The following is a 24,474-nucleotide window of genomic DNA, read 5'->3' as shown; positions in this document are numbered from 1 at the left end:
AAGGATGGCCTCCCCGGACACCCCGCCGGTTAGTGAGTCACTGGGCCGGCAGGTCTCCTGACTGATGCGTCATCGCCCGGCTCCGGCCTTCCCGGACAACGTCCAGTGGCAGTGGGGAGCAGGCTCGGCACCTACAGTTGCGGGGGCAGTTTCGATTGACGTCGCGGGCGGCGTTTCGAATTCCCTATTAGTCCCGTGGGGGAACCGGCGGCGCTATGGTAGTTGATTCGGCCCACGAGAGGGAGGTGGAAGTGACGCCGGTTACAGGCGAATGTCCCCAGGGCCCCGGATCAGCGCTTCGATCCGCGTTCCCGTGGCGCGCTCTTCGTTGCTGAAACCGTCGTAGTCGGCCAGGTTGCCGAAGCGGATGCCGGTCAATTGCTCGATCTGGATCACACTGCGCTGGTAGGTTCTGAGCGGGCCGAATACCAGGTCCAATTGGCCCAGCTCGCGGCTCTGGTCGATCATATAGGCGCTGGCGGAAGGCTTGCCGTCGTCACTAAGGTAGGCCACGACTTTCCAGAACGCCTTGGGGATTTTCACGCCCCGGTACAGGCGGTCGTCATCGGCGAACACCGGGCCGGTAAACACTGTGGCGCGGGCTTTCCAGCGCTGGGTGTTGTCGAGAATGTAGTCCTCCAGTTCCAGCCAGGTTTTCTGGTTGAAGCCGCTCATCTGCGGCGAGCAGTTGGTGAAATGGAAGGTGTCGCCGTTGGCGGTGTTTGCGTCGGCGCCCCAGTTGGGGTCCTGGCGCCGCACCAGGTGGCCACGGTCAAGGCCGTTGCCGGCGTAGAGGTCTTCGCCCACCTGGGCGTCGATCGGCAGGCGGCCATCGTAGGCCCAGGTGTCGTTGCTGCGCACGATATCCACGTGCTTGGCGCCGTCGATGTTGACACCGACATACAGCGCCAGCCGTCGGGAACGCGACATGCTGATGGAAAAGTGCATGTAGTCCAGGCGCCCGGGCTGGGCGTCGCTTGCCTGGGCCGGGTCCAGCGTGGGCCAGGGCACCGCGAAGCTGCCGAGAAAATCCTCGGCGTAGCCGCGCCGGTCTTGCAGGTCCTTGGCCGCAGTGACGCGTGGCGCTGCGGCCCTGGCTTCCAGCAGGGAGGGCGTAGGCGTGATCAAAGGGCGAAGGTCGGCGAGCCTTGGGCGGTAGGCCAGGTCGATTTTGACGTTGCGTGCGGGCATGGGGTATTCCTTATGCGGATCGGATAAACACGACTGCAACATGATTTCATGACAATTTGGCCCAGGCGGCAGACTCCGGTCTATCCTGAAGTCGTTAAACGGCCGTTCACCACACGCCAAAAAGGAGCCAGCTTATGTGTGTTCGCCAATCGCGCAACCCGATTTTCTGCCTGATCCCGCCGTACATGCTCGACCAGATTGCACGCCACGGCGATAAAGCCCAACGCGAAGTGGCGCTGCGTACGCGCGCCAAGGACAGCACGTTTCGCTCGTTGCGCATGGTCGCCGTGCCCGCCAGAGGCCCGGCGCGCATGGCGCTGGTGGCAGGTGCCGAGAAACAGCGCTCGATCTACAGCGCCGACAACACCGACAGCCTGCCAGGCAAGCTGATCCGCAGCGAAGGGCAACCCGCCAGCGGTGATGCGGCGGTGGACGAGGCCTATGACGGCCTGGGCGCGACCTTCGACTTTTTCGACCAGGTCTTTGACCGCAATTCCATCGACGATGCCGGCATGGCGCTGGATGCCACCGTGCACTTCGGCCAGGACTACAACAATGCGTTCTGGAATTCGACCCAGATGGTCTTTGGCGATGGCGACCAGCAGCTGTTCAACCGCTTCACCGTGGCACTCGATGTGATCGGCCATGAATTGGCCCACGGGGTCACCGAGGATGAAGCCAAACTGATGTACTTCAACCAGTCCGGTGCGTTGAACGAGTCGCTGTCGGACGTGTTCGGCTCATTGATCAAGCAATATGCGCTGCAGCAAAAGGCCGAAGACGCCGATTGGCTGATCGGCAAGGGGCTGTTCACTAAAAAAATTAAAGGCACTGCCCTGCGCTCGATGAAGGCGCCCGGCACCGCGTTTGACGACAAGTTGCTGGGCAAGGACCCGCAGCCGGGGCACATGGATGATTTTGTGCACACCTACGACGACAACGGCGGCGTGCATATCAATTCCGGTATTCCCAACCATGCGTTCTATCAGGTTGCCACCCGGATCGGCGGCTTTGCCTGGGAGCGTGCCGGGCGCATCTGGTACGACGCGTTGCGCGACGCGCGGTTGCGGCCGAACTCAGGGTTTCTGCGTTTTGCACGTATCACTTACGATGTGGCCGGGCGCCTCTACGGCGCGAACAAGGATGAGCAGAAGGCCGTCAAGGAAGGTTGGAAAGCAGTGGGCATTAACGTCTGACAATCCGCCAGGGCGGAGAGGAACAGCCATGCGCATCTCGATCAAGGAAAACGGCGGCCCGGCGTTTTTTCCGGGCCTGGCCCAGCCGCGCAGTGTCGAGCTGGACAAATTGCCCGAGCAGGACCAGCTGGAATTGCGGCAACTGATCGAGAAATCGGAGTTTTTCCAGTTGCCGCAAAGCACCCAACCCTCCTCCGACAACCCGGGGCAGGTGCATTACACGCTCACCGTGAGTGAAGGTGAGCGTGAACACACGGTGTGCGTATTGGCGCCGGTAAAGTCGCAGGCGCTGGACGGGTTGGTGCAGTGCGTGCGACGGCATATTCGCTGTTGAAGCTGGCGCCCTGTAGGAGCGAGCTTGCTCGCGAAAAACGTCAACGATAACGCGCAAACCTGGGGCTACGCGTGTTCTGAGGTTCTTCGCGAACAAGCTCGCTCCTACAGTAAGCGGTACGCTTTGTCTGGCTTATTTACGATCGAACCACACCGTCTGCGCATTACAGAACTCGCGCACGCCAAAGTGCGACAGTTCGCGCCCGAACCCGCTTTTCTTCACGCCACCAAAGGCCACCCGAGGGTCGGAGACGCTGAACGCGTTGACGAAGATCCCACCGCTTTCCAGTTGGTTGGCGATGTCCCGTGCCTTCGCCGAGTCGCGGGTGAAGATACTCGCGGTCAGGCCGAATTCGCTGTCGTTGGCCAGTGCCACTGCATGGTCGGCGTCGCGTGCGGTGATGATCGACGCGACGGGGCCGAACAGTTCCTGTTTGAACGAAGTCATCTGGTCGGTGACGTCAGCCAGTACGGTGGGCTCGTAATAGTTGCCGGCCCCGTCCACTTTGTTGCCGCCGAGCAACAGGGTCGCGCCTTCTTCCACGGTGGCCTGGACCTGGCCGTGCAGTTCATCGCGCAGATCGAAGCGCGCCATGGGGCCGATGTAGGTGGCCGCCGAGGTCGGGTCGCCCATCACCAGGTTGCGGCTGGCTTCGAGGAACTTGGCGGTAAAGGCGTCGACCACGCCTTCTTCGATGATCAGGCGCTTGGCGGCGGCGCAGACTTGGCCGCTGTTCTGGAAACGGCCGATCAGCGCGGCCTGTACGGCTGCGTCGAGGTCGGCGTCGTTGAGCACGATGAACGGGTCGGAGCCGCCCAGTTCCAGCACGCATTTCTTCAATGCCGCACCGGCCTGGGAGCCGATGGCGATACCGGCGCGCACGCTGCCGGTGAGGGTGACGGCGGCAATGCGTGGGTCGGCGATGGCGCTGGACACGCCCTCGGTCGTGACATTGATAACCTCGAACAGGCCTTCAGCGAAGCCGGCCTTTTGGAACGCCTGCTGGATCAGGTAAGCGCTGCCCATCACGTTCGGCGCATGCTTGAGCACGTAGGTGTTGCCGGCCAGCATGGTCGGTACGGCGCCGCGCAGTACTTGCCACACCGGGAAGTTCCACGGCATCACGGCGAGGATCGGGCCCAGCGGGCGGTATTCGATGTGGGCGGTACCGTTGTCGACCAGGGTTGGCTCCGGTGCGAGCATGGCGGGGCCGTGCTGCGCATACCACTCGCTGAGCTGGGCGCACTTCTCGATTTCGGCGCGGGCCTGGGCAATCGGTTTGCCCATTTCCAGGGTGATCATCTGTGCCATGGCTTCGGCCTGGTCACGCAGGGCGCTGGCCAGTGCCAACAGCAATTCGGCGCGCTGGCCGACGGGTTGGCGGCGCCAGGTGCGGAAGGCCGCGGTGGAACGGTTAAGCGCGGCGTCCAACTGCAATTGGCTTTCGTACGCGTAGCTGGCAACGGTTTCGCCGTTGGCCGGGTTGATCGACAAGGCGTGGGTCTGGTGAGAAATAGCGTTCATGGCACCGTCCTGCTGGGATGATTGGAATGGAGCCCAGCGTACGGGGCTGTATCTTTTCTGGAAACTGAATAATATTAAGCAATACGTTCACGATTGGAGAATGATTTGGATCTGGTGCAGTTGGAAATCTTCAAGGCCGTTGCCGAGCAAGGCAGCATCAGCGCCGCCGCGCAGTTGATCCATCGGGTACCGTCAAACCTGACCACCCGCATCAAACAACTGGAGCAGGATCTGGGCGTGGAGTTGTTCATCCGCGAGAAGAGCCGCCTGCGCCTGTCTCCGGCCGGGTGGAATTTCCTTGGCTATGCGCGGCGTATTCTCGATCTGGTGCAAGAAGCCCGCGCAACGGTGGCGGGGGAGGAACCCCAGGGCGCGTTTGCCCTTGGTTCGCTGGAAAGTACGGCGGCGGTGCGTATTCCCGCGTTGCTCGCGGCGTATAACCAGAAACACACCAAGGTCGAGCTGGACCTGAGCACAGGGCCGTCGGGCACGATGATCGAAGGCGTGCTGTCCGGGCGGCTGACGGCGGCTTTTGTCGATGGCCCGGTGCTGCACTCCACTCTGGAGGGGGTTGCGGTGTTCGAGGAAGAAATGGTGGTGATCGCACCGCTGCACCATGCACCCATCACGCGGGGGCGGGAGGTGAATGGCGAGAATATCTATACCTTCCGCTCGAACTGCTCCTACCGGCATCACTTCGAGCGTTGGTTCTCCCAGGATGGCGCAGTGCCGGGCAAGATCTTCGAGATCGAGTCTTACCACGGCATGCTGGCGTGCGTCAGCGCCGGAGCAGGGCTGGCGCTGATGCCGCGCAGCATGCTGGAAAGCATGCCGGGGTTTGCGGCGGTGAGCGTGTGGCCGCTGGCCGACAGCTACCGCGTGCTGAACACCTGGCTGATCTGGCGCAGGGGCACGGTGTCGCAGAGTTTGAACAGCTTTGTAAAACTGCTGGAGGAACGCAGGTTAGTAGCAGCCTGAATCCAATGTGGGAGGGGGCAGGCCCTAATCTTGTAGGAGCGAGCTTGCTCGCGAAAAACGTCAACGATAACGCGTAATTCCTGGATAAACGCGGTGGCTGTGAGTTTTTCGCGAGCAAGCTCGCTCCTACAACATCGGGAGCAAGCCCCCTCCCACAGTTTGACCTTCATCAGCCGCCGAACTGGAAGGTGCCCATGGCCAGCTTCGCCATAATCGCCGTGGCGCCCAATTGCACCAGCCACAACGCCAGGCCACCGAGGAACACACCCAGCGCCACTTGCAGCACCAGGCTTTTCTGACGCTTGGCTTGGGGCGCGCGTGGGGTGAAGTGGTCCAGTTCGTCGCGGTCGGCGCGCAGGTCCAGGTCGTCGTTTCTCATAGGGTTCTCGCAGCAAAAGGGCAGTTGGGGTCCAGTCTAGTGGGTTCGCCAGCAAAAAGGGGGAAGCCATTGGCTTCCCCCTTCGTATAACGCTGGCAGATTTACAGCACCTGAACGATCGCGTTGGTCACAGCACCAATGTTGGACTGGTTCAACGCCGCCACACAGATACGCCCGGTATCCAGCGCATAGATGCCGAACTCGCTGCGCAAGCGGGTGACTTGCTCGACGCTCAGGCCGGAGTAGGAAAACATCCCGCGTTGGCGGCCAACGAAGCTGAAGTCGTGGCCGGGAGCCGCCTTGGCCAGTTCGGCCACCATCTGCTCGCGCATGCCGCGGATGCGCAGGCGCATTTCGGCAAGTTCGGCTTCCCACTGGGCGCGCAGCTCAGGGTTGTTCAGTACTGCTGCAACGATCGCCGCGCCGTGGGTGGGCGGGTTGGAGTAGTTGGTACGGATCACACGCTTGACCTGGGACAGGATGCGCGCGCTTTCTTCCTTGGATTCGCTGACGATGGACAAGGCGCCCACGCGTTCGCCGTACAGGGAGAACGATTTGGAGAACGAGCTGGACACAAAGAAGGTCAGGCCCGATTCCGCGAACAGGCGCACGGCGGCGGCGTCTTCGTGGATGCCGTCGCCAAAGCCCTGGTAGGCCATGTCGAGGAACGGCACCAGGTTGCGGGCCTTGATCACGTCCAGCACGTTCTGCCAGTCGGCCGGGCTCAGGTCGACGCCGGTCGGGTTGTGGCAGCAGGCGTGCAACACCACGATGGACTGCGGCGGCAGGGCGTTGAGGTCGTCGAGCAGGCCGGCACGGTTGACGTCGTGGGTAGCGGCGTCGTAATAGCGGTAGTTCTGCACCGGGAAACCGGCGGTTTCGAACAGCGCGCGGTGGTTTTCCCAGCTCGGGTCGCTGATGGCGACGACGGCGTCGGGCAGCAGCTGCTTGAGGAAGTCAGCGCCGATTTTCAGCGCGCCGGTCCCGCCGACGGCCTGCACGGTAACCACGCGGCTGGCTTCGAGCAGCGGCGACTCAGCGCCGAACAGCAGGGTCTGCACGGCCTTGTCGTAGGCGGCGATCCCGTCGATCGGCAAGTAGCCACGGGCAGCGTGTTGCGCCACACGAATGGCTTCCGCTTCGGCAACGGCACGCAAGAGTGGAATCTTCCCCTCCTCGTCGCAGTAAACGCCCACGCCAAGGTTGACCTTGGTGGTTCGTGTATCAGCGTTGAATGCTTCGTTGAGGCCCAGGATTGGATCGCGTGGTGCCATTTCGACAGCGGAGAACAGGCTCATTTTTGCGGCAGCTCTATGGGGGAAGGGAGGGACGTGTCGCGCTCCAGCCGGTTGCACTAGAGCGGTGCACAAACGGGGAGCTAGTATAGAGGCCATCACTGCTGAGGGCGACAGCCGAAATGGCTTTTCGGCCAAGTTTTTCGGTTTATTTGCCGACCGTTAGTCTTATTGCAATATTGATCCGGACGAAGGCAGGACGATTGCCTTGAAACCGGTCACATTCGCCACCACTACTACGGCTATCATGGTTTTTTCCTGCAGCCTGCGATGACTATTCGCGGGTTGCTGAGCTATTTCGTCCCTGGCGGTGTTGAGTCTGGGGTGACCACACGAGGTACGTTATGTCGGATTTCCAGCTCGTCACCCGTTTTGAACCCGCCGGCGATCAGCCGGAAGCCATTCGCCAGATGGTCGAAGGTATCGAGGCCGGCCTGGCGCATCAGACGTTGCTCGGGGTGACCGGTTCAGGCAAGACCTTCAGCATCGCCAATGTGATCGCGCAGGTGCAGCGCCCGACCCTGGTGCTGGCGCCGAACAAGACCCTCGCCGCGCAGTTGTATGGTGAGTTCAAGGCGTTCTTTCCGAACAACGCGGTCGAATATTTCGTTTCCTACTACGACTACTATCAGCCGGAAGCGTATGTGCCGTCCTCCGATACGTTTATCGAGAAGGATGCGTCGATCAACGACCATATCGAGCAGATGCGGCTGTCGGCGACCAAAGCCCTGCTGGAACGCAAGGACGCGATCATCGTCACCACGGTGTCGTGCATTTACGGCCTGGGCAGCCCGGAAACCTATTTGAAAATGGTGCTGCACGTCGACCGTGGCGACAAACTCGACCAGCGTGAACTGCTGCGGCGTCTGACGAGCCTGCAATACACCCGCAATGACATGGACTTTGCCCGCGCCACATTCCGCGTACGCGGTGATGTGATCGATATCTACCCGGCAGAATCCGACCTGGAAGCGATTCGCATCGAGCTGTTCGACGATGAAGTCGAAAGCCTGTCGGCCTTCGACCCGTTGACCGGCGAAGTGATCCGCAAACTGCCGCGCTTTACCTTCTATCCGAAAAGCCACTACGTGACCCCGCGTGAAACCCTGATGGGCGCCATCGAGGGCATCAAGGTCGAGTTGGCCGAGCGCCTGGAATACCTGCGCGCCAACAACAAGTTGGTGGAGGCCCAGCGCCTGGAGCAGCGCACCCGCTTCGACCTGGAGATGATCCTGGAGCTGGGCTACTGCAACGGCATCGAAAACTACTCGCGCTACCTGTCGGGCCGTGAGTCCGGTGCGCCGCCGCCGACCCTCTATGATTACCTGCCGCCGGACGCCTTGCTGGTGATCGACGAATCCCACGTCAGCGTGCCGCAAGTGGGCGCGATGTATAAGGGCGATCGATCGCGCAAGGAAACCCTGGTGGAATACGGCTTCCGTCTACCGTCGGCGCTGGACAACCGGCCGATGCGCTTTGACGAATGGGAAGCCATCAGCCCGCAGACTATCTTCGTGTCCGCCACGCCTGGCAACTACGAGGCCGAACATGCTGGCCGAGTGATCGAGCAGTTGGTGCGACCGACTGGCCTGGTAGACCCGCAAATTGAAATCCGCCCGGCGCTGACCCAGGTTGACGACCTACTGTCGGAAATCAACAAACGCGTGGCCCTGGAAGAGCGCGTGCTGGTCACCACGTTGACCAAGCGCATGTCCGAAGACTTGACCGATTACCTGGCCGACCACGGCGTGCGCGTGCGCTACCTGCACTCGGACATCGACACCGTGGAGCGTGTGGAAATCATTCGCGACCTGCGCCTGGGTACCTTTGATGTGCTGGTGGGCATCAACCTGCTGCGCGAAGGCCTGGACATGCCGGAGGTGTCGCTGGTGGCGATCCTGGACGCGGACAAGGAAGGTTTCCTGCGCTCCGAACGCTCGCTGATCCAGACCATCGGCCGTGCGGCGCGTAACCTCAACGGCCGGGCGATCCTGTATGCGGACCGCATCACCGGGTCGATGGAGCGGGCGATTGGCGAGACCGATCGCCGGCGTGAGAAGCAGATCGCGTTCAATCTGGAACATGGCATTACGCCCAAAGGCGTATTCAAGGATGTCGCCGACATCATGGAAGGCGCCACCGTGCCCGGCTCGCGCAGCAAGAAGCGCAAGGGCATGGCCAAGGCCGCCGAAGAAAGCGCCAAGTACGAGAACGAACTGCGCTCGCCGAGTGAGATCACCAAGCGGATTCGCCAGTTGGAAGAGAAGATGTACCAGTTGGCGCGCGATCTTGAGTTCGAGGCAGCGGCGCAGACCCGGGATGAGATTGGCAAGTTGCGCGAGCGCTTGCTCACCGTATAAAACCACTCACTGTAGGAGCGAGCTTGCTCGCGAAAATCGTCAACGATAACGCGGGGTCTTCTGGCTAAACGTGGTGTCCTTGCGTTCTTCGCGAGCAAGCTCGCTCCTACAATAAGGCGCTTTGGGCTGTTACCATTCGCCCCTTGTTTCAATTTTCAGTTATATCGCCCATTCGAGACCTGCCATGACCACCGTCCGCACGCGCATTGCGCCATCGCCTACTGGGGATCCCCACGTCGGCACTGCTTACATCGCCTTGTTCAACTACTGCTTTGCCAAGCAGCACGGCGGTGAATTCATCCTGCGGATCGAAGACACCGATCAACTGCGCTCCACCCGTGAGTCCGAGCAGCAGATTTTCGATGCGCTGCGCTGGCTGGGTATCACCTGGGCCGAAGGCCCGGACGTCGGCGGCCCTCACGGCCCGTATCGCCAGAGCGAGCGCAGCGACATCTATAAAAAGTACACCCAGCAGTTGGTGGACATGGGCCATGCGTTCCCCTGTTTCTGCACCGCCGAAGAACTCGACCAGATGCGTGCCGAGCAACAGGCCCGTGGCGAGACGCCGCGCTACGACGGCCGTGCATTGCTGCTATCGAAAGAAGAAGTGGCCGCGCGCCTGGCCGCCGGCGAGCCCCATGTGATCCGCATGAAAGTGCCGAGCGAAGGCGTATGCGTGGTGCCGGACATGCTGCGCGGTGACGTCGAAATCCCGTGGGATCGCATGGACATGCAGGTGCTGATGAAGACCGACGGCCTGCCGACCTACTTCCTGGCCAATGTGGTCGACGATCACCTGATGGGCATCACCCACGTGCTGCGCGGCGAAGAATGGCTGCCGTCGGCGCCCAAGCTGATCCTGCTTTACGAATACTTCGGCTGGGAACAGCCGCAGTTGTGCTACATGCCGCTGCTGCGTAACCCGGACAAAAGCAAGCTGTCCAAGCGCAAGAACCCGACGTCGGTGACCTTCTACGAGCGCATGGGCTTCATGCCCGAGGCGATGCTCAATTACCTGGGCCGCATGGGCTGGTCGATGCCCGACGAGCGCGAGAAGTTCTCGCTGCAGGAAATGGTCGATCACTTCGACCTGTCCCGCGTCTCCCTGGGCGGACCGATTTTCGATATCGAGAAGCTGTCGTGGCTCAACGGCCAGTGGCTGCGTGACCTGCCGGTGGAAGAGTTTGCCAGCCGCGTGCAGCAATGGGCGCTCAACCCCGAGTACATGATGAAGATCGCGCCGCTGGTGCAGGGCAGGGTGGAAACGTTCAGCCAGGTTGCGCCGTTGGCCAGCTTCTTCTTCGCCGGTGGTGTGAACCCGGACGTCAAGCTGTTCGAATCGAAAAAGCTCTCGGGCGACCAGGTGCGCCAGTTGATGCAACTGATCCTGTGGAAGCTCGAAAGCCTGCGCCAGTGGGAGAAGGATGCGATCACCGCGACGATCCAGGCAGTGGTCGAGTCCTTGGAACTGAAGTTGCGCGATGCCATGCCGTTGATGTTTGCCGCGATTACCGGGCAGGCCAGTTCGGTGTCGGTGCTCGACGCGATGGAAATCCTCGGCCCGGACCTCACGCGTTTCCGTCTGCGCCAAGCCCTTGATTTGCTTGGTGGTGTTTCGAAGAAAGAAAACAAAGAGTGGGAAAAACTGCTGGGCGCTATCGCTTAAGCAGGCGGCTGCAGGGACGAAACCCCGGTTTTCCGGGGTTTCGTCGGTAAGTGATTGTTATCCCGGCAAAAAATTTTGAAAATTGTTGAAAATAAATTTGACACGTTTCGAAACCGCCATTAAGATTCGCCCCGTCCTCACCGATGAGGGGCTATAGCTCAGCTGGGAGAGCGCTTGCATGGCATGCAAGAGGTCAACGGTTCGATCCCGTTTAGCTCCACCAATTTACAGGTTCAAGGTCTGGCCACACCGTCTTTGAATCGATCGGCACTCAGCGCCGATCAGTTGTACAGAAGGTTTTGTCCCCTTCGTCTAGTGGCCTAGGACACCGCCCTTTCACGGCGGTAACAGGGGTTCGAGTCCCCTAGGGGACGCCAGTTTCAACAAGCAGTTCGAAAGGTCTGCTGCGCCGCCAGGCGAAAAATCGGGGCTATAGCTCAGCTGGGAGAGCGCTTGCATGGCATGCAAGAGGTCAACGGTTCGATCCCGTTTAGCTCCACCAATTTACAGGTTCAAGGTTCCGGCCACACCGTCCTTGAATCGATCGGCCCAAACACCGATCACTGTACAGAAGGTTTGTGTCCCCTTCGTCTAGTGGCCTAGGACACCGCCCTTTCACGGCGGTAACAGGGGTTCGAGTCCCCTAGGGGACGCCACGATTACCCGCTTTGCGGGATTTTTAAGGGTCATTCAATTATTGAATGGCCCTTTTGTTTGTCTCGCGTTTGGCCAACTCTCTCCTTACTTCCTTTTTGCGTTCTGACCAGCGGTTACGCTTCTCGCTTGCGCAATATTATTATGGTAATAATATTCAACCCATGACAGACGGAGGCTTTGATGAGCGACAAGAAAGCGCAAACTCGCGAACGCATATTGCAGGCTGCCAGCGCGGCCTTGGTCCAGCGTGGCCCGGCTGAGCCGAGCGTCGGCGAAGTCATGGGGGCGGCGGGGCTGACGGTCGGTGGTTTTTACGCGCACTTTGAAAGCAAGGACGCACTGATGCTGGAGGCGTTCACTCAACTACTGGCCAAGCGCCGCGCGGCGATCGAAGACATCGACTCTACACTGGCCGGCGAAGAGCGCCGCAGCCTGGTGGCGGCGTTTTACTTGTCGCGCAAACATCGCGACTCCACGGCCCAGGCGTGTCCGCTGCCGGCGACCGTCGGCGAGATGGGTCGTTTGCCGGACGAATTCCGCCAGGCCTTGAGCGAACACTGCGAGCTGATGGCGGCCCAACTGGCGGCCAGCCCGGAAGACACCGACAAGGCGCTGGCCGACATGGCGCTGATGATCGGCGGCCTGACACTGGCGCGGGCCCTCGGCCCCGGCGAGCTATCCGATCGTGTGCTGCGCGCCGCCAAGTCGGCGGTACGCTGAAGAGGGTTCACCGCATGGGCGACTTGACCTGGGTTCGTGGCTTCAACGGCACTGTCGGCCGACTTGCACCGCAAATAGCGGCCAACAGGATGCGTCGCACCTTCATGACGCCCCGCGAGCTGCCGCCGCGAGCGTGGGAGCTGCCGTTGCTGGCGCAAGCGGAGCGCGTCACCTTGCGTTTCGGCCTGTCGGCCCTGCGTTGGGGGCAGGGGCCGGCGGTGTTGCTGATGCACGGTTGGGAAGGGCGGCCTACCCAGTTCGCCAGCCTGATTACGGCATTGGTAGAGAACGGCTATTCGGTGATTGCGCTGGACGGCCCGGCCCATGGGCATTCGCCGGGGCGCGAAGCAAACGTGCTGTTGTTCGCCCGTGCCATGCTCGAGGCGGCGGCTGAGTTGCCTGCGCTGCATGCGGTGGTCGGCCACTCGATGGGCGGGGCGAGCGCGATGCTGGCGGTGCAACTGGGGCTGCGCACGCAGGCGCTGGTGAGCATCGCTGCACCATCGCGGTTCCTCGATGCGCTGCGCGGTTTCACGCGCATGGTGGGGTTGCCGCCGCGCGCACGTTCGGCGTTTATCCACGCGGTGGAGCTGTCTTTCGGCATGCCGCTCAAGCACTTGGATGTCGCCCATTACCACATGAACCTTCCCGGCCTGATCGTGCACGCCGAAGACGATACGTTCGTCCCGGTCAAAGCCTCTCAAGCCATTCACGAAGCCTGGTTCGACAGCCGCCTGCTGCGCCTGGAGCAGGGCGGGCATCAGAAGGTCCTGGCCGACCCGCGTGTGATCGAAGGCGTACTTGCCCTATTGGCGAGCTGCCATTTACAGGCGCGCCAAACCGCCTGATACACTGCGCCCGCCGACATCAATCGACTGGAGCAAGGCATGGGCTGGGATTTGGCAACGCCGTTTATCATCGATCTGCAGGTCGCCCCTGAGGACATCGACGGACTGGGGCACGCCAATAACGCGGTGTACGTGTCCTGGCTGGAGCGTTGCGCCTGGCGCCATTCCCAGCGCCTGGGGCTGGACCTCACCGAGTATCGGCGTCTGGACCGTGCCATGGCTGTGGTGCGTCATGAGATCGACTACCTGGCGGCCGGCTACGAAGGCGATGAACTGCAACTGGCCACGTGGATCGTCGATTGGGACCAGCGCCTGAAGATGACGCGGCGTTTCCAGCTGGTACGCCCGCGTGACGGCGCCACCTTGTTGCGTGCGCAAACCACCTTTGTGTGCATCGAGCTGTCCAGCGGCAGGCCCAAACGCATGCCTGTCGAGTTTATCGAAGGCTACGGGCCTGCGCTGACAGGGGGTTAACGGTTGTTGGGGGAAACCCAGTAAACTGCGTCACGATTTTTGTTGAGTGTTTTCCATGCAAATTGCTTTGGCGCCCATGGAGGGGTTGGTCGACAACATCCTGCGGGACGTGCTGACCCGCGTGGGCGGTATCGACTGGTGCGTGACCGAATTCATCCGCGTCAACGACCGCCTGCTCACCCCTGCCTATTTCCACAAGCTCGCCCCGGAACTGCTGCACGGCGCCCAGACTGCGGCGGGCGTGCCGTTGCGCGTGCAATTGCTGGGGTCTGACCCGGTATGCCTGGCGGAAAACGCCGCCCTGGCCTGCGAGTTGGGGTCGCAGGTGATCGACCTCAATTTCGGCTGCCCGGCCAAGACCGTCAACAAGTCCCGAGGCGGTGCCGTACTGCTCAAGGAGCCGGAGCTGCTCAACCGGATCGTCGAGCATGTGCGCCGTGCGGTGCCGGCCCATATTCCGGTCACCGCTAAAATGCGCCTGGGCTTCGACAGCCCGGATGGCGCGCTGGTCTGCGCCACGGCGCTGGCCGAAGGCGGCGCCGCGCATATTGTGGTGCATGCACGTACTAAAACCGATGGCTACAAGCCGCCAGCCCATTGGGAGTGGATCCCGCGGGTGCAGGAAGTGGTCAAGGTGCCGGTGTTTGCCAATGGTGACATCTGGAGCGTCGAAGATTGGCAGCGTTGCCGCGAAGTCAGCGGCGCCGAAGACATCATGCTGGGCCGTGGCCTGGTAGCACGCCCTGACCTGGCGCGGCAGATCGCGGCGGCGCGCGCAGGGCAAGAGGTGGTGGAAATGACCTGGGCCGAAATGCAGCCGATGCTCCAGGAGTTCTGGACCCAATCGGTGGCGCAATTGACTGAGCGCCAGGCGCCCGGCCGCTTGAAGCAATGGCTGGCGATGCTGACGCGCAATTACCCCGAAGCGGTGCAGCTGTTTACGGCGATGCGCCGCGAGACCGACCTGGAGCAGGTCAGTCGCCTGTTGGGGATGCCTCATCCACTGGCTGCCTGACGCCAGTCAACGACCACTGCTTATATCCATCTAAAGAAGGCGCCACTGCAGGCGCCTTTTTTTGTCGGCGAGTTAACACAAACCACCGACGAGTAGATGCACGAAATGTTATCGATGAGTGACTTGCCTACCGAGTATTAGCGCGTGTGACCACACTTGAACCTCAAATAAGCCATGAATCAAGGCTTGGCGGAAATTGTCCATGAGGCAAAGTCTGATAATGCGCTTTGGTTTCCTTATATGAACTGCGAATTTCGGAACTCGATAGCCTAACTTCCCACGAATGGGGGGACTGCGAAACAGCGCTGTGGTTACTCAGTCTTAAAACTATCACCCCCCTCTGGCCATTAACCGGTCAGGTTGTATGGAATAAAGGAACTCGCGAATGTCTATGTCGATTCACACTCCGCCTTTGGTAAGGGGCGATACATCTGGCCTTGATCAGTCAGCAGTTTCGAACAATAAGCTTATTGTAAAGCCGAACGCTCAGACCCCTGGCGCAACGGTGCTTCAGACGTCATTGCGTCTTGACGATACTCAAGGTTTGCGCAATACGGCGCTGACCCCCGAGACTGCTTTGCGGCAACTGTTCGATATGCTGGAAGGCATCTTCAGGACCATGCGCGACATATTTTCAGGCAAGACTGCGATTAAGCCCGATCCGGACAAACAACCGGTTGCGCCGGACACTCGCAAGGAGCTGGTCAAGCCGGATGCAGGCAAGTTGCCGGTGCTGCCGGATGCCCGCAAGGAGCTGGTCAAGCCGGATGCAGGCAAGTTGCCGGTGCTGCCGGACGCCTCCAAGGAGTTGGTCAAGCCGGACGCAGGCAAGTTGCCGGTGCTGCCGGATGCCCCCAAGGAGTTGGTCAAGCCGGACGCAGGCAAGTTGCCGGTGCTACCGGATGCCCGCAAGGAGCTGGTCAAGCCGGACGCCGCCACGGTGCGAGTGCTGCCGCAACCTGCTGATGTTTCGGTCATCGTGCCCGACGGGAATAAGCCGCGCCCCTCGCCATTTCCGCCAACGGTGCCCAAGCCCGAGATAAGCGTGAACAATGACCCCAAGACAAACGTTCAGGTGAATGTGGTCCTTAATCATTGCCACTGCCCGGATGGAAAGGTGTCGCCGGACCGACTGCCGACACCGAGGGTTTCCACGGATACGCGGCCTCAGCCACCCATACTGCCAGACGTCCAGCCCCAGCCAGCGGTGCTTCCGGGCAATATCCCGAGGCCGAACGTGCCAATGGATATCAAGCCTCAACCCCAGGTGTTGCCGGATACAAAACCGACGCCTTTGCCCGACACTCCCGCCCCGGATCTGACCAGTCCAGGTCCTGTCGACGCTGGCAGGCATGGACGCTTTAATCATCGGCTAAGTTCCAGGTTCTAACGATAGCTGTCGCGTTTCAATCTTTTATAAGTGCAGGCATCTTTTCGAAAGTTCGTTTCGAGGAGATGCCTGTGTGGAGAACTCTATGTCACTCTTTCCAATTAATAATATTGCGCGGGTCATTGATGTAAGGCCGTCCCTGCCAATCGATGCACTCACTGCAAGTAATGAAACTGCGATCAGACCCAATGTCGGTCGCGAGTCGGTCAGGACAATGCCTGTCATGGCATATGGTGATAGATCGCAAAGTTTGCCAAATGTCGGGATTGACTTGCCATTGGTCAATGCAATTGTGGCTTTATTTAATTCCCTCTTTACTCAGCTGCTCGCTCTCGTGGCTGATAAAAAAGACAAGCATGTTCCTGACACTAATCCTTTGCCCCCGCTTATTATTCCGCAGGTAACACCTCAACCGGTATTACCCAGGCCTGATGCCGCAGCGAACATTCCGGGTTTGTCGAACAAGCGCGGCGGTGCGAAGCCGGACAATATCTGGAGTGGCTTCCGCCAGGGCCCGGACGGTAATTGTGTAACAGTGTCGGCTATCAAGGCTGCGATGTATCGATTCGGTCAAAGCCCCACGGATATTTTCAAGGAGGTGACCAAGACGAACGACGGTTATCAGGTGCTTATGCGTGATGGCTTTCGGCTCACATTGACCGACCGCGAGCTGGCGGACGGCGCCCGGGGCGCCAAGTTCAGCGGGCCTGACACAGGCATGCTGAAGGATGCTCAGTTCCTGTTCGCCGTCAGCGCCAAGCGTGCGCAGATGGAAAACAACGATCGTACGGCCGGTCGCAGTTTTCAGGCCGCGATCCGTAGTCTGAACGATGGAGAGGATGAGAGCGGTCCGGGAGAAGGCTTTCTGCGCCTTGGGTTGAAAGGCCACATGAAAAGAGTGTCGGTACGTGAGCTCGCCCAAGGGCAGATAGGCATGTGCAACCGGACCGGGCATTCTGTGGCCGTCATCAACGGCCGCGAGGAGTTATGGGGGAAACAGGGACGAGTCCCGACGCATGGTCATGCCGTCGCACTGATGTGACCGTGATGCACCTGGGCAGGGATAACCCAGGCTGCATTAGTTTCAATGCTGTGTTTCAAACAACATCTATTTCAGTAACTGCCTGAACCCCTCTATCGGCAATGGCCGACTATGCAAATACCCCTGGTACAAATGGCAGCCGAGCTTTTGCAGGAACGCCAGTTGCTCGGCAGTTTCCACGCCTTCGGCAATCACCTCCAGATTCAAGCTGCGGGCCATGGCGACAATGGCGCGGATGATTTCAGCGTCATTGGGATCGTGCGTCGCGTCGCGCACGAACGACTGGTCGATTTTCAACGCGTCCACCGGCAGGCGCTTGAGGTAAGTCAGGGATGAGTAGCCCGTACCAAAGTCATCCATCGCAAAGCTTATGCCGAGTTTTTTCAGGCGACGCATTTTCAACACCGTATCGTCCAGGTTCTGGATCACGATGCCTTCAGTGATTTCCAGCTTCAGCAAGCTGTAGGGCAGTTGGTGCTGCGTGAGGCTGCGCTCGACCCGTTCCACGAAGTCGTTCTGGCGAAACTGCCGGGGGCTGATATTCACGCACAGGCTGAAATTCAGCGGGTCAACCAGGCCGTCGGCAATCAACTGCGCAAATGCGCTGCACGCTTCGTCGAGGATCCAGGTGCCGACCTCCAGGATCAAGCCGCTGTCCTCCAGCACCTTGATAAATTCGGCCGGCGATTGCGCACCCAGTTGGGGATGCTGCCAGCGCACCAGAGCCTCGGCGCCGACAATCTTGTTGCCGCGCGCATCCACCTGGGGCTGGTAATGCACACTGAACTCCCCGCGGGACAAGGCCAGGCGCAGGTCGGTTTCCATGCGCAGGCGCTCGCTGGCGGTTTTCTGCATGCTGTTGTGGAACATCTGAATGGTGTTGCGCCCGGAATCCTTGGCGCGGTACAGGGCGATGTCGGCGCGCTTGAGCAAATCGGCGGGCGTGGTGCCATGGTCGGGGATCAATGCCACGCCGATGCTTGGCGTTACTTGCAGGCGGTGGCCGTCGAGGAACATCGGCTCAGAGAGCAATTCGCGCAGGGTATCGGCCAGTTCCTGCACCTGGCCGCTGACTTGCGTGCGTGAGCCCTCCAGGCCGCTGAGCAGCACCACGAACTCATCACCGCCCAGGCGCGCCACCGTATCTTCCATGCGCACGCTGGCTTCCAGGCGTGCGGTGACGATTTTCAGTACGGTGTCGCCCACCGGGTGGCCGAGGGAGTCGTTGATATGCTTGAAGTGGTCGAGGTCGAGAAACAGCAAGGCGCCGCGCAGGTTGTGGCGCTTGAGCAGGGCGATCTGCTGGCTCAGGCGGTCCATCAGCAGCGCACGATTGGGCAGGTTGGTCAGCGGGTCGTGATAGGCCAGGTGGCGGATCTGGGCCTGGGCATTTTTCAACAGGCTCACGTCACGCGCGGTCAGTAGCAGGCACGGCGTTTCATTCAAGGTGATCGGTTCGACCGACACCTCCACCGCCAGCACGTCGCCCAGTTTGTTGTGCCATAGCATTTCCAGATGATGGATACGTCCCTTGATCTGCAGCTCGGCCAACAGCGCGGTACGCTGGTTTTCATCGGCCCAGATGCCAATCTGGTACAGGGTGAGGCCGATGGCTTCTTCGGCGCGATAGCCGGTCAGGCGGCAAAACCCATCATTGACCTCCACATATCGTCCGGTGTCGCGCTCGGTGATCGATATGGCGTCGGGGCTGGAATGGAAGGCCTTGGCGAACTTCTCTTCACTGGCCTTGAGCGCCGCCTCCGAGCGTTGCTGCTGGGTGATGTCGCGCAGGGTGGTGACGATACACGGCTGCTCATTGACCTTGACCAGGCGGCTGGAAATCACGCAGGTCAGGCTCTGGCCGTTCTTGGCATGCACCACGATGGCCACATTGCTCAATGACTGCTCGCGAATCACCCGCTCGATGCGTTGCAGGCGCTTGCTCGACTCATCCCACAAGCCGATCTGCTCGGCGCTTTTGTCGAACACTTCCGCGGCGGTCCAGCCAAAGGTCTGGGTGAATGCCGGGTTGATCTCGATAAACGCGCCGCTGTCCAGGCAGGTGACGCAGATTGGATCGGGGCTGGCCTGGAACAGGCTGGCGAATTTCTCCTCGGAAGCACTCAGGCGTTGTTCGCGCTCCACCTGATCGGTGATATCGAGCAAGGTACCCGCCATGCGCAGGGGCTTGCCGGATTCATCGCGATACAGGCGTGCGCGGCTTTCCAGATAGCGCGAGCTGCCGTCCTCGACCGGCACGCGATAGGTCAGCTGGTAATTGTCGCCCGGGCCTTCACGCAGGTTGCGGTAGGCATGGCGCATGCCCTCGCGGTCCGCATCGGACATGCCTTCAAAAAATGCATCGAAGGATTCGTGGAAGGGTTCGCACGGCAGGCCGTGGAGTTGGGCGGCGCGGGCCGAGCCGTAGAGCATGCCGGTGGGAATGTGCCAGTCCCAGGTGCCCAGCTGCGCCGAGTCCAGCGCCAGATCCAGGCGTTCCTGACTGTCTTTCAGCGCTTGCTCGGCGTTTTTGCGCTCGGTGGTGTCGAGGAAGGTGCTGATCAGATAGGCCTCGCCCTCCAGTTCGACCTTTTGCGCGCTGAGCGTGCCATCGTGGATCTGGCCGTTGCTGGCGCAGAACTGCACTTCCATGGTGATGGATTCGCCTTTGCGCTGGGTGGCCTTGACCAGGTGCGCGCGCTGCTCCGGGTCACGCCACAGGCCCAGCTCCAGAGTGGTGCGGCCGATGGCTTGAGCCACCGGCCAGCCGAACAGCATCTCGAAATGCTGGTTGGCCTCGCTGATCAGGCCGTCGGCCTGACGCGTCAGCAGCACCATGTTCGGGCACAGGTGGAAGAGCGTGGCGAAGCGCTTTTCAGAGTGGCTGAGCGCCTGTTCCCGCTCGCGCTGGTGAGTGATCTCGCGGATCACCCCGATCATCCGGCGCCTGCCGTTTTTGTCCGGCACCAGGCTGCCATTGATTTCCAGCCAGTGCAGGCTGCCATCGGGCCACTGGATGCGGTGATGCATGGCCTGTTCGACCGGTTCGCCGGCCAGCACCGCATGAAACGCCCGTACTACGCGGGCACGGTCTTCCGACGCCAGTAGGTCGAGGTAATTGAGGTCGTTGGGCAGCGGCTGGCGCGGGTCGTAGCCAAACAATGCCTGAGTGCCTCGCGACCAGCTGATTTTGCCCGTGTCGATTTCCCAGCACCATGCGCCCAGCCGCGCGGCATTGAGCGCCGACAGCAGTTGCGGGGCGCTGTCCCAGCGTTGTTCCGCCTCTTGAGGGTCCAGGGCGTAGATGCGGGGCAGCGGTGGCACGGAATCAACGGGGTTGGGCATTATTCAAAGGGCCTTGGCTCGATGGAAGACAGCGCGGTTTACCTGAAACCCGAGGCCGCACAATGTCATGCCGGTATCCCTGGCAGATCGACCTGTGCATCCAATAGGCTCATGAAAGCCCGCGCAGCGTTCGACAGCGTCCTTTCGGTGTGCACGATATAGCCTAGCTGGCGACTGAGCTGTATGCCCGGCAAAGCAATACTTGCTACCTGGGCGTCGAGCATGGTGCGTGGCAACACGCTCCAGGCCAGGCCGATGGACACCATCATTTTGATCGTCTCCAGGTAGTTGGTGCTCATGGCGATGTTCGGCGTCAGCCCCTGGGCCTCGAATAGACGGCTGACAATATGGTGGGTAAAGGTGTTCCCTCCGGGAAACACCGCAGGGTGCCCGGCAATATCGGCCAGGCTGACGGAGCCGTTGCTGATCAGGCTGTGTTCGGGGGCCACCACGAAATCCAGCGGGTCGTCCCATACCGGCGTCGCGCGCACCAGGTTATGCGGCTCGGGCGCCAGGGTGATCACTGCCACTTCGGCGCGACCGTGGAGGATTTCTTCGTAGGCCACTTCTGAATCGAGGAATTGAATATCCAGCGCCACGTTCGGGTACTGCCGAGTGAAGGTACGCAGGACCGGCGGCAGGCGATGCAGGCCGATATGGTGGCTGGTCGCCAGGGTGAGGCGCCCGCTGACTTCTCCGGTGAGGTTGGTCAGGGCGCGACGGGTGTCGTCCAGCACGTTCAGGATCTGATAAGCACGCGGCAGCAAAGCCCGCCCGGCTTCGGTCAAGCCCACTTCACGGCCGAGGCGATCGAACAGGCGCACCTTCAATTGTTGCTCCAGGCCGGCGATGCGTTTGCTGATGGCCGGTTGGGTCAGGTGCAGGCGCTCACCGGCGCCGGAGAAGCTGCCGGTCTCGGCAATAGCGATAAAGGCGTTGAGGTTGGCCAGGTCCATGGTGGTATTCCAGTTGGTAATCCAAAGCATGAAAAATATGAATTTGAGTTATTTAATCTAGCGCCCTACCATCAGCCTCACAAGCCAAAGGGTTATAGAAAAGCCCGGCGCATAGAAACACCGCTGATGAGGACCGACTGATGGCCGGCAAAACGCTTTACGACAAGCTTTGGGATTCCCATGAAGTGAAACGGCGCGATGATGGGTCGTCGCTGATCTACATCGACCGTCACATCATCCATGAAGTGACCTCGCCCCAAGCGTTCGAAGGCCTGCGGCTGGCCGGGCGCAAGCCATGGCGCGTCGACTCCATTATCGCCACGCCGGACCACAACGTGCCGACCACCCCGGAGCGCAAGGGCGGGATCGACGCCATTGTCGACACCGTGTCGCGCTTGCAGGTGCAGACCCTCGACGACTATTGCGATGAATATGGCATCACCGAATTCAAGATGAATGACGTGCGTCAAGGTATCGTCCACGTGATCGGCCCGGAGCAGGGCGCGACCTTGCCGGGTATGACTGTGGTGTGCGGTGACTCGCACACGTCGACCCACGGTGCCTTTGGTGCCCTGGCCCATGGCATCGGCACATCCGAGGTGGAACATGTGTTCGCCACCCAGTGCCTGGTCGCCAAAAAGATGAAGAACATGCTGGTACGCGTCGAAGGCCAGTTGCCGTTCGGCGTGACCGCCAAGGACATCGTGCTGGCGGTGATCGGCAAGATCGGCACCGCCGGCGGTAACGGGCATGCCATCGAGTTCGCCGGCAGCGCCATTCGCGACCTGTCCATCGAAGGCCGCATGACCATCTGCAACATGTCCATCGAAGCCGGTGCCCGCGTGGGCATGGTGGCGGCGGACGAAAAAACCATCGAATACGTCAAGGGTCGCCCATTCGCACCGAAAGGCGCTGATTGGGACGCAGCGGTGCACGCCTGGAAAGACCTGGTGTCCGACGCCGATGCGGTGTTCGACACCGTGGTCGAGCTCGACGCGACCCAGATCAAACCGCAAGTCAGCTGGGGCACATCACCGGAAATGGTGCTGGCCGTCGACCAGAACGTGCCGGACCCGGCCCAGGAAACCGACCTGGTCAAGCGCGGCTCCATCGAGCGCGCCCTCAAGTACATGGGCCTGAAGGCCAACCAGGCGATTACCGATATCCAGCTGGATCGCGTGTTCATCGGCTCCTGCACCAACTCGCGGATCGAAGACCTGCGCGCCGCCGCCGTGATTGCCAAGGGCCGCAAGGTGGCCTCGACCATCAAGCAGGCCATCGTGGTGCCAGGTTCGGGGTTGGTCAAAGCCCAGGCCGAAGCCGAAGGCCTGGACAAGATCTTCCTCGAAGCCGGTTTCGAATGGCGTGAGCCGGGCTGCTCCATGTGCCTGGCGATGAACCCGGACCGGTTGGAATCCGGCGAGCATTGCGCATCGACCTCCAACCGTAACTTCGAAGGGCGTCAGGGCGCCGGTGGCCGTACCCACCTGGTCAGCCCGGCCATGGCTGCCGCCGCTGCCGTCAACGGTCGTTTCATCGACGTTCGCGAATTGATCTAAAGGAAAACCCGATGAGAGCTTTTACCCAGCATACCGGTCTGGTAGCGCCGTTGGACCGTGCCAACGTGGACACCGACCAGATCATCCCCAAGCAGTTCTTGAAGTCGATCAAGCGCACCGGGTTTGGCCCCAACCTGTTCGACGAATGGCGCTACCTGGACGTGGGCTATGCCTACCAGGACAACTCCAAGCGCCCGCTGAACAAGGATTTCGTGCTCAACGCCGAGCGTTACCAGGGCGCCAGCGTGTTGCTGGCCCGGGAAAACTTCGGTTGCGGCTCCAGCCGTGAACACGCGCCGTGGGCCCTGGAAGAATATGGCTTTCGCAGCATCATCGCGCCGAGCTACGCCGACATCTTCTTCAACAACAGCTTCAAGAACGGCTTGCTGCCGATCATCTTGAGCGACGCCGAAGTGGATGAGCTGTTTCAGCAAGTGGAAGCCAATGTGGGCTACCAACTGACCGTGGACCTGGCCGCGCAGACCGTGACCCGTCCGGACGGCAAGGTGTACCACTTCGAGGTGGATGCCTTTCGCAAGCACTGCCTGATCAATGGCCTGGACGATATCGGCCTGACTTTGCAGGACGGCGACGCGATTGCAGCGTTTGAAACCAGGCACCGGGCGAGCCAGCCCTGGTTGTTTCGCGATTGATGCAGGCAGGACCGCCGCCATCGGGGGCAAGCCCCCTCTCACAGGTGTACGCATTTCAAATGTGAGAGGGGGCTTGCCCCCGATGAGGCCAGTGTTAACACCACAAAACCTAAGGAAAGCCCCCATGACCAGCACTGCCCACACCCAAGTCGTGCAAAAACAATTCGGCGAGCAAGCCTCGGCCTACCTGAGCAGTGCCGTGCACGCCCAGGGCACCGAATTCGCACTGCTCCAGGCCGAACTGGTCGGGCAGGGCGCGGCGCGACTGCTGGACTTGGGCTGCGGTGCCGGGCATGTGAGCTTCCAGGTTGCCCCGCTGGTCAAGGAAGTGGTGGCCTATGACCTGTCTCAGCAGATGCTTGATGTGGTCGCCGCCGCTGCGCAAGATCGCGGTTTGGCCAATATCAGCACGGTTAACGGCGCGGCTGAACGCCTGCCGTTTGCCGATGGCGAATTCGACTTCGTGTTCAGCCGCTACTCCGCCCACCATTGGAGCGACCTCGGCCTGGCCCTGCGCGAAGTGCGTCGAGTGCTCAAACCCGGTGGCGTGGCGGCGTTCGTGGATGTGTTGTCACCGGGCAGCCCGTTGCTGGACACTTACCTGCAAACCGTTGAAGTGCTGCGCGACACCAGCCATGTGCGCGATTATTCTGCCGCCGAGTGGATGCGCCAGCTCAGCGAAGCCGGTTTGCATGTACGCAACAGCAGCCGCCAACGCCTGCGCCTGGAATACACCTCGTGGGTCGAGCGCATGCGCACCCCGCCGGCCTTGCGCGCGGCGATCCTGGAGTTGCAACAGGCGATGGGCCAGGAAGTGCGCGACTATTACGAAATTCAAGCCGACGGCACCTTCAGCACCGACGTGCTGGTGGTGTGGGCCGAACGCTGATTG

Annotated in this window: 20 protein-coding genes, 4 tRNA genes and 1 riboswitch; of the genes, 18 read left to right on the top strand and 6 right to left on the bottom strand. The window is 60.9% G+C overall.

What is annotated here, in order from left to right:
• Nucleotides 1-29: 29 nt before the first annotated feature.
• Nucleotides 30-224: riboswitch (cobalamin riboswitch) on the bottom strand.
• A 37-nt stretch (nt 225-261) separates the two neighbouring features.
• Nucleotides 262-1,191: a DNA/RNA non-specific endonuclease gene (locus C4J91_RS18315; RefSeq protein WP_124363620.1), complete on the bottom strand. Its 930-nt coding sequence runs from the start codon at nt 1,189-1,191 to the stop codon at nt 262-264.
• 134 nt (nt 1,192-1,325) lie between these two features.
• Between C4J91_RS18315 and C4J91_RS18310 the strand changes: the two genes are divergently transcribed.
• Together C4J91_RS18310 and C4J91_RS18305 are read left to right on the top strand one after the other, a co-directional pair.
• Nucleotides 1,326-2,387, top strand: a complete 1,062-nt coding sequence (locus tag C4J91_RS18310) for a M4 family metallopeptidase (RefSeq protein ID WP_124363619.1) — start codon at nt 1,326-1,328, stop codon at nt 2,385-2,387.
• Between the two features lie 28 nt (nt 2,388-2,415).
• Complete coding sequence (locus tag C4J91_RS18305) at nt 2,416-2,721, top strand: protealysin inhibitor emfourin (RefSeq protein ID WP_124363618.1); 306 nt, start codon at nt 2,416-2,418, stop codon at nt 2,719-2,721.
• Between the two features lie 132 nt (nt 2,722-2,853).
• Here C4J91_RS18305 and C4J91_RS18300 read toward each other — a convergent pair whose 3' ends face one another.
• On the bottom strand, nt 2,854-4,245 hold the full coding sequence (locus C4J91_RS18300) for an aldehyde dehydrogenase family protein (RefSeq protein WP_124363617.1): 1,392 nt from the start codon (nt 4,243-4,245) through the stop codon (nt 2,854-2,856).
• A 105-nt stretch (nt 4,246-4,350) separates the two neighbouring features.
• Between C4J91_RS18300 and C4J91_RS18295 the strand changes: the two genes are divergently transcribed.
• Nucleotides 4,351-5,223 (top strand): LysR family transcriptional regulator, encoded by an 873-nt coding sequence (locus tag C4J91_RS18295; protein ID WP_124363616.1) that lies wholly within the window; start codon nt 4,351-4,353, stop codon nt 5,221-5,223.
• A gap of 169 nt (nt 5,224-5,392) precedes the next feature.
• On the opposite strand, the gene C4J91_RS18290 is transcribed toward C4J91_RS18295, so the two are convergent.
• Both C4J91_RS18290 and C4J91_RS18285 read right to left on the bottom strand, forming a co-directional pair.
• Entirely contained in the window at nt 5,393-5,602 is a 210-nt protein-coding gene (locus C4J91_RS18290) for a hypothetical protein (RefSeq protein WP_124363615.1), read from the bottom strand.
• A gap of 101 nt (nt 5,603-5,703) precedes the next feature.
• On the bottom strand, nt 5,704-6,900 hold the full coding sequence (locus C4J91_RS18285) for an amino acid aminotransferase (RefSeq protein ID WP_124363614.1): 1,197 nt from the start codon (nt 6,898-6,900) through the stop codon (nt 5,704-5,706).
• Nucleotides 6,901-7,241: 341 nt separating this feature from the next.
• Between C4J91_RS18285 and uvrB the strand changes: the two genes are divergently transcribed.
• The 12 genes from uvrB to C4J91_RS27625 all read left to right on the top strand — a co-directional run bounded on the left by uvrB (nt 7,242) and on the right by C4J91_RS27625 (nt 17,069).
• Nucleotides 7,242-9,257, top strand: coding sequence for an excinuclease ABC subunit UvrB (gene uvrB / locus C4J91_RS18280; protein WP_124363613.1), 2,016 nt, complete (start codon nt 7,242-7,244; stop codon nt 9,255-9,257).
• 184 nt (nt 9,258-9,441) lie between these two features.
• The gene (gene gltX, locus C4J91_RS18275; RefSeq protein ID WP_124363612.1) at nt 9,442-10,923 is read left to right on the top strand and encodes a glutamate--tRNA ligase; all 1,482 of its coding nucleotides are present in this window, start codon (nt 9,442-9,444) and stop codon (nt 10,921-10,923) included.
• 147 nt (nt 10,924-11,070) lie between these two features.
• A tRNA-Ala gene (locus tag C4J91_RS18270) sits at nt 11,071-11,146 on the top strand.
• Between the two features lie 78 nt (nt 11,147-11,224).
• Nucleotides 11,225-11,300 (top strand) — tRNA-Glu (locus C4J91_RS18265).
• 49 nt (nt 11,301-11,349) lie between these two features.
• Nucleotides 11,350-11,425 (top strand) — tRNA-Ala (locus tag C4J91_RS18260).
• A 78-nt stretch (nt 11,426-11,503) separates the two neighbouring features.
• Nucleotides 11,504-11,579, top strand: a tRNA-Glu gene (locus C4J91_RS18255).
• A 181-nt stretch (nt 11,580-11,760) separates the two neighbouring features.
• The gene (locus tag C4J91_RS18250) at nt 11,761-12,300 is read left to right on the top strand and encodes a TetR/AcrR family transcriptional regulator (RefSeq protein ID WP_124363611.1); all 540 of its coding nucleotides are present in this window, start codon (nt 11,761-11,763) and stop codon (nt 12,298-12,300) included.
• A gap of 14 nt (nt 12,301-12,314) precedes the next feature.
• The gene (locus C4J91_RS18245) at nt 12,315-13,148 is read left to right on the top strand and encodes an alpha/beta hydrolase (RefSeq protein ID WP_124363610.1); all 834 of its coding nucleotides are present in this window, start codon (nt 12,315-12,317) and stop codon (nt 13,146-13,148) included.
• Nucleotides 13,149-13,187: 39 nt separating this feature from the next.
• On the top strand, nt 13,188-13,622 hold the full coding sequence (locus tag C4J91_RS18240) for a thioesterase family protein (RefSeq protein WP_124363609.1): 435 nt from the start codon (nt 13,188-13,190) through the stop codon (nt 13,620-13,622).
• A gap of 55 nt (nt 13,623-13,677) precedes the next feature.
• Nucleotides 13,678-14,637 (top strand): tRNA-dihydrouridine synthase, encoded by a 960-nt coding sequence (locus tag C4J91_RS18235; protein ID WP_124363608.1) that lies wholly within the window; start codon nt 13,678-13,680, stop codon nt 14,635-14,637.
• Nucleotides 14,638-15,022: 385 nt separating this feature from the next.
• Nucleotides 15,023-16,027: a hypothetical protein gene (locus C4J91_RS18230; RefSeq protein ID WP_124363607.1), complete on the top strand. Its 1,005-nt coding sequence runs from the start codon at nt 15,023-15,025 to the stop codon at nt 16,025-16,027.
• 85 nt (nt 16,028-16,112) lie between these two features.
• Nucleotides 16,113-17,069, top strand: coding sequence for a hypothetical protein (locus C4J91_RS27625; protein WP_256658877.1), 957 nt, complete (start codon nt 16,113-16,115; stop codon nt 17,067-17,069).
• A gap of 66 nt (nt 17,070-17,135) precedes the next feature.
• On the opposite strand, the gene C4J91_RS18220 is transcribed toward C4J91_RS27625, so the two are convergent.
• Together C4J91_RS18220 and C4J91_RS18215 are read right to left on the bottom strand one after the other, a co-directional pair.
• Complete coding sequence (locus tag C4J91_RS18220; RefSeq protein WP_124363606.1) at nt 17,136-20,414, bottom strand: EAL domain-containing protein; 3,279 nt, start codon at nt 20,412-20,414, stop codon at nt 17,136-17,138.
• Nucleotides 20,415-20,479: 65 nt separating this feature from the next.
• A complete protein-coding gene (locus C4J91_RS18215; RefSeq protein ID WP_124363605.1) occupies nt 20,480-21,370 on the bottom strand; it encodes a LysR family transcriptional regulator in 891 nt (296 codons plus the stop codon).
• Between the two features lie 140 nt (nt 21,371-21,510).
• Here C4J91_RS18215 and leuC point away from each other — a divergent pair, with 140 nt between their 5' ends.
• From leuC to C4J91_RS18200, 3 genes are all read left to right on the top strand, one after another.
• The gene (gene leuC / locus C4J91_RS18210; protein WP_124363604.1) at nt 21,511-22,929 is read left to right on the top strand and encodes a 3-isopropylmalate dehydratase large subunit; all 1,419 of its coding nucleotides are present in this window, start codon (nt 21,511-21,513) and stop codon (nt 22,927-22,929) included.
• An 11-nt stretch (nt 22,930-22,940) separates the two neighbouring features.
• Nucleotides 22,941-23,582, top strand: a complete 642-nt coding sequence (leuD, locus tag C4J91_RS18205; RefSeq protein WP_124363603.1) for a 3-isopropylmalate dehydratase small subunit — start codon at nt 22,941-22,943, stop codon at nt 23,580-23,582.
• A gap of 124 nt (nt 23,583-23,706) precedes the next feature.
• Nucleotides 23,707-24,471: a class I SAM-dependent methyltransferase gene (locus tag C4J91_RS18200; protein WP_124363602.1), complete on the top strand. Its 765-nt coding sequence runs from the start codon at nt 23,707-23,709 to the stop codon at nt 24,469-24,471.
• The last annotated feature ends 3 nt before the right edge of the window (nt 24,472-24,474 follow it).

The organism is Pseudomonas sp. R3-52-08 (assembly GCF_003851745.1).
Taxonomy (GTDB): domain Bacteria; phylum Pseudomonadota; class Gammaproteobacteria; order Pseudomonadales; family Pseudomonadaceae; genus Aquipseudomonas.
This window is presented reverse-complemented; position numbering and strand designations above follow the sequence as displayed.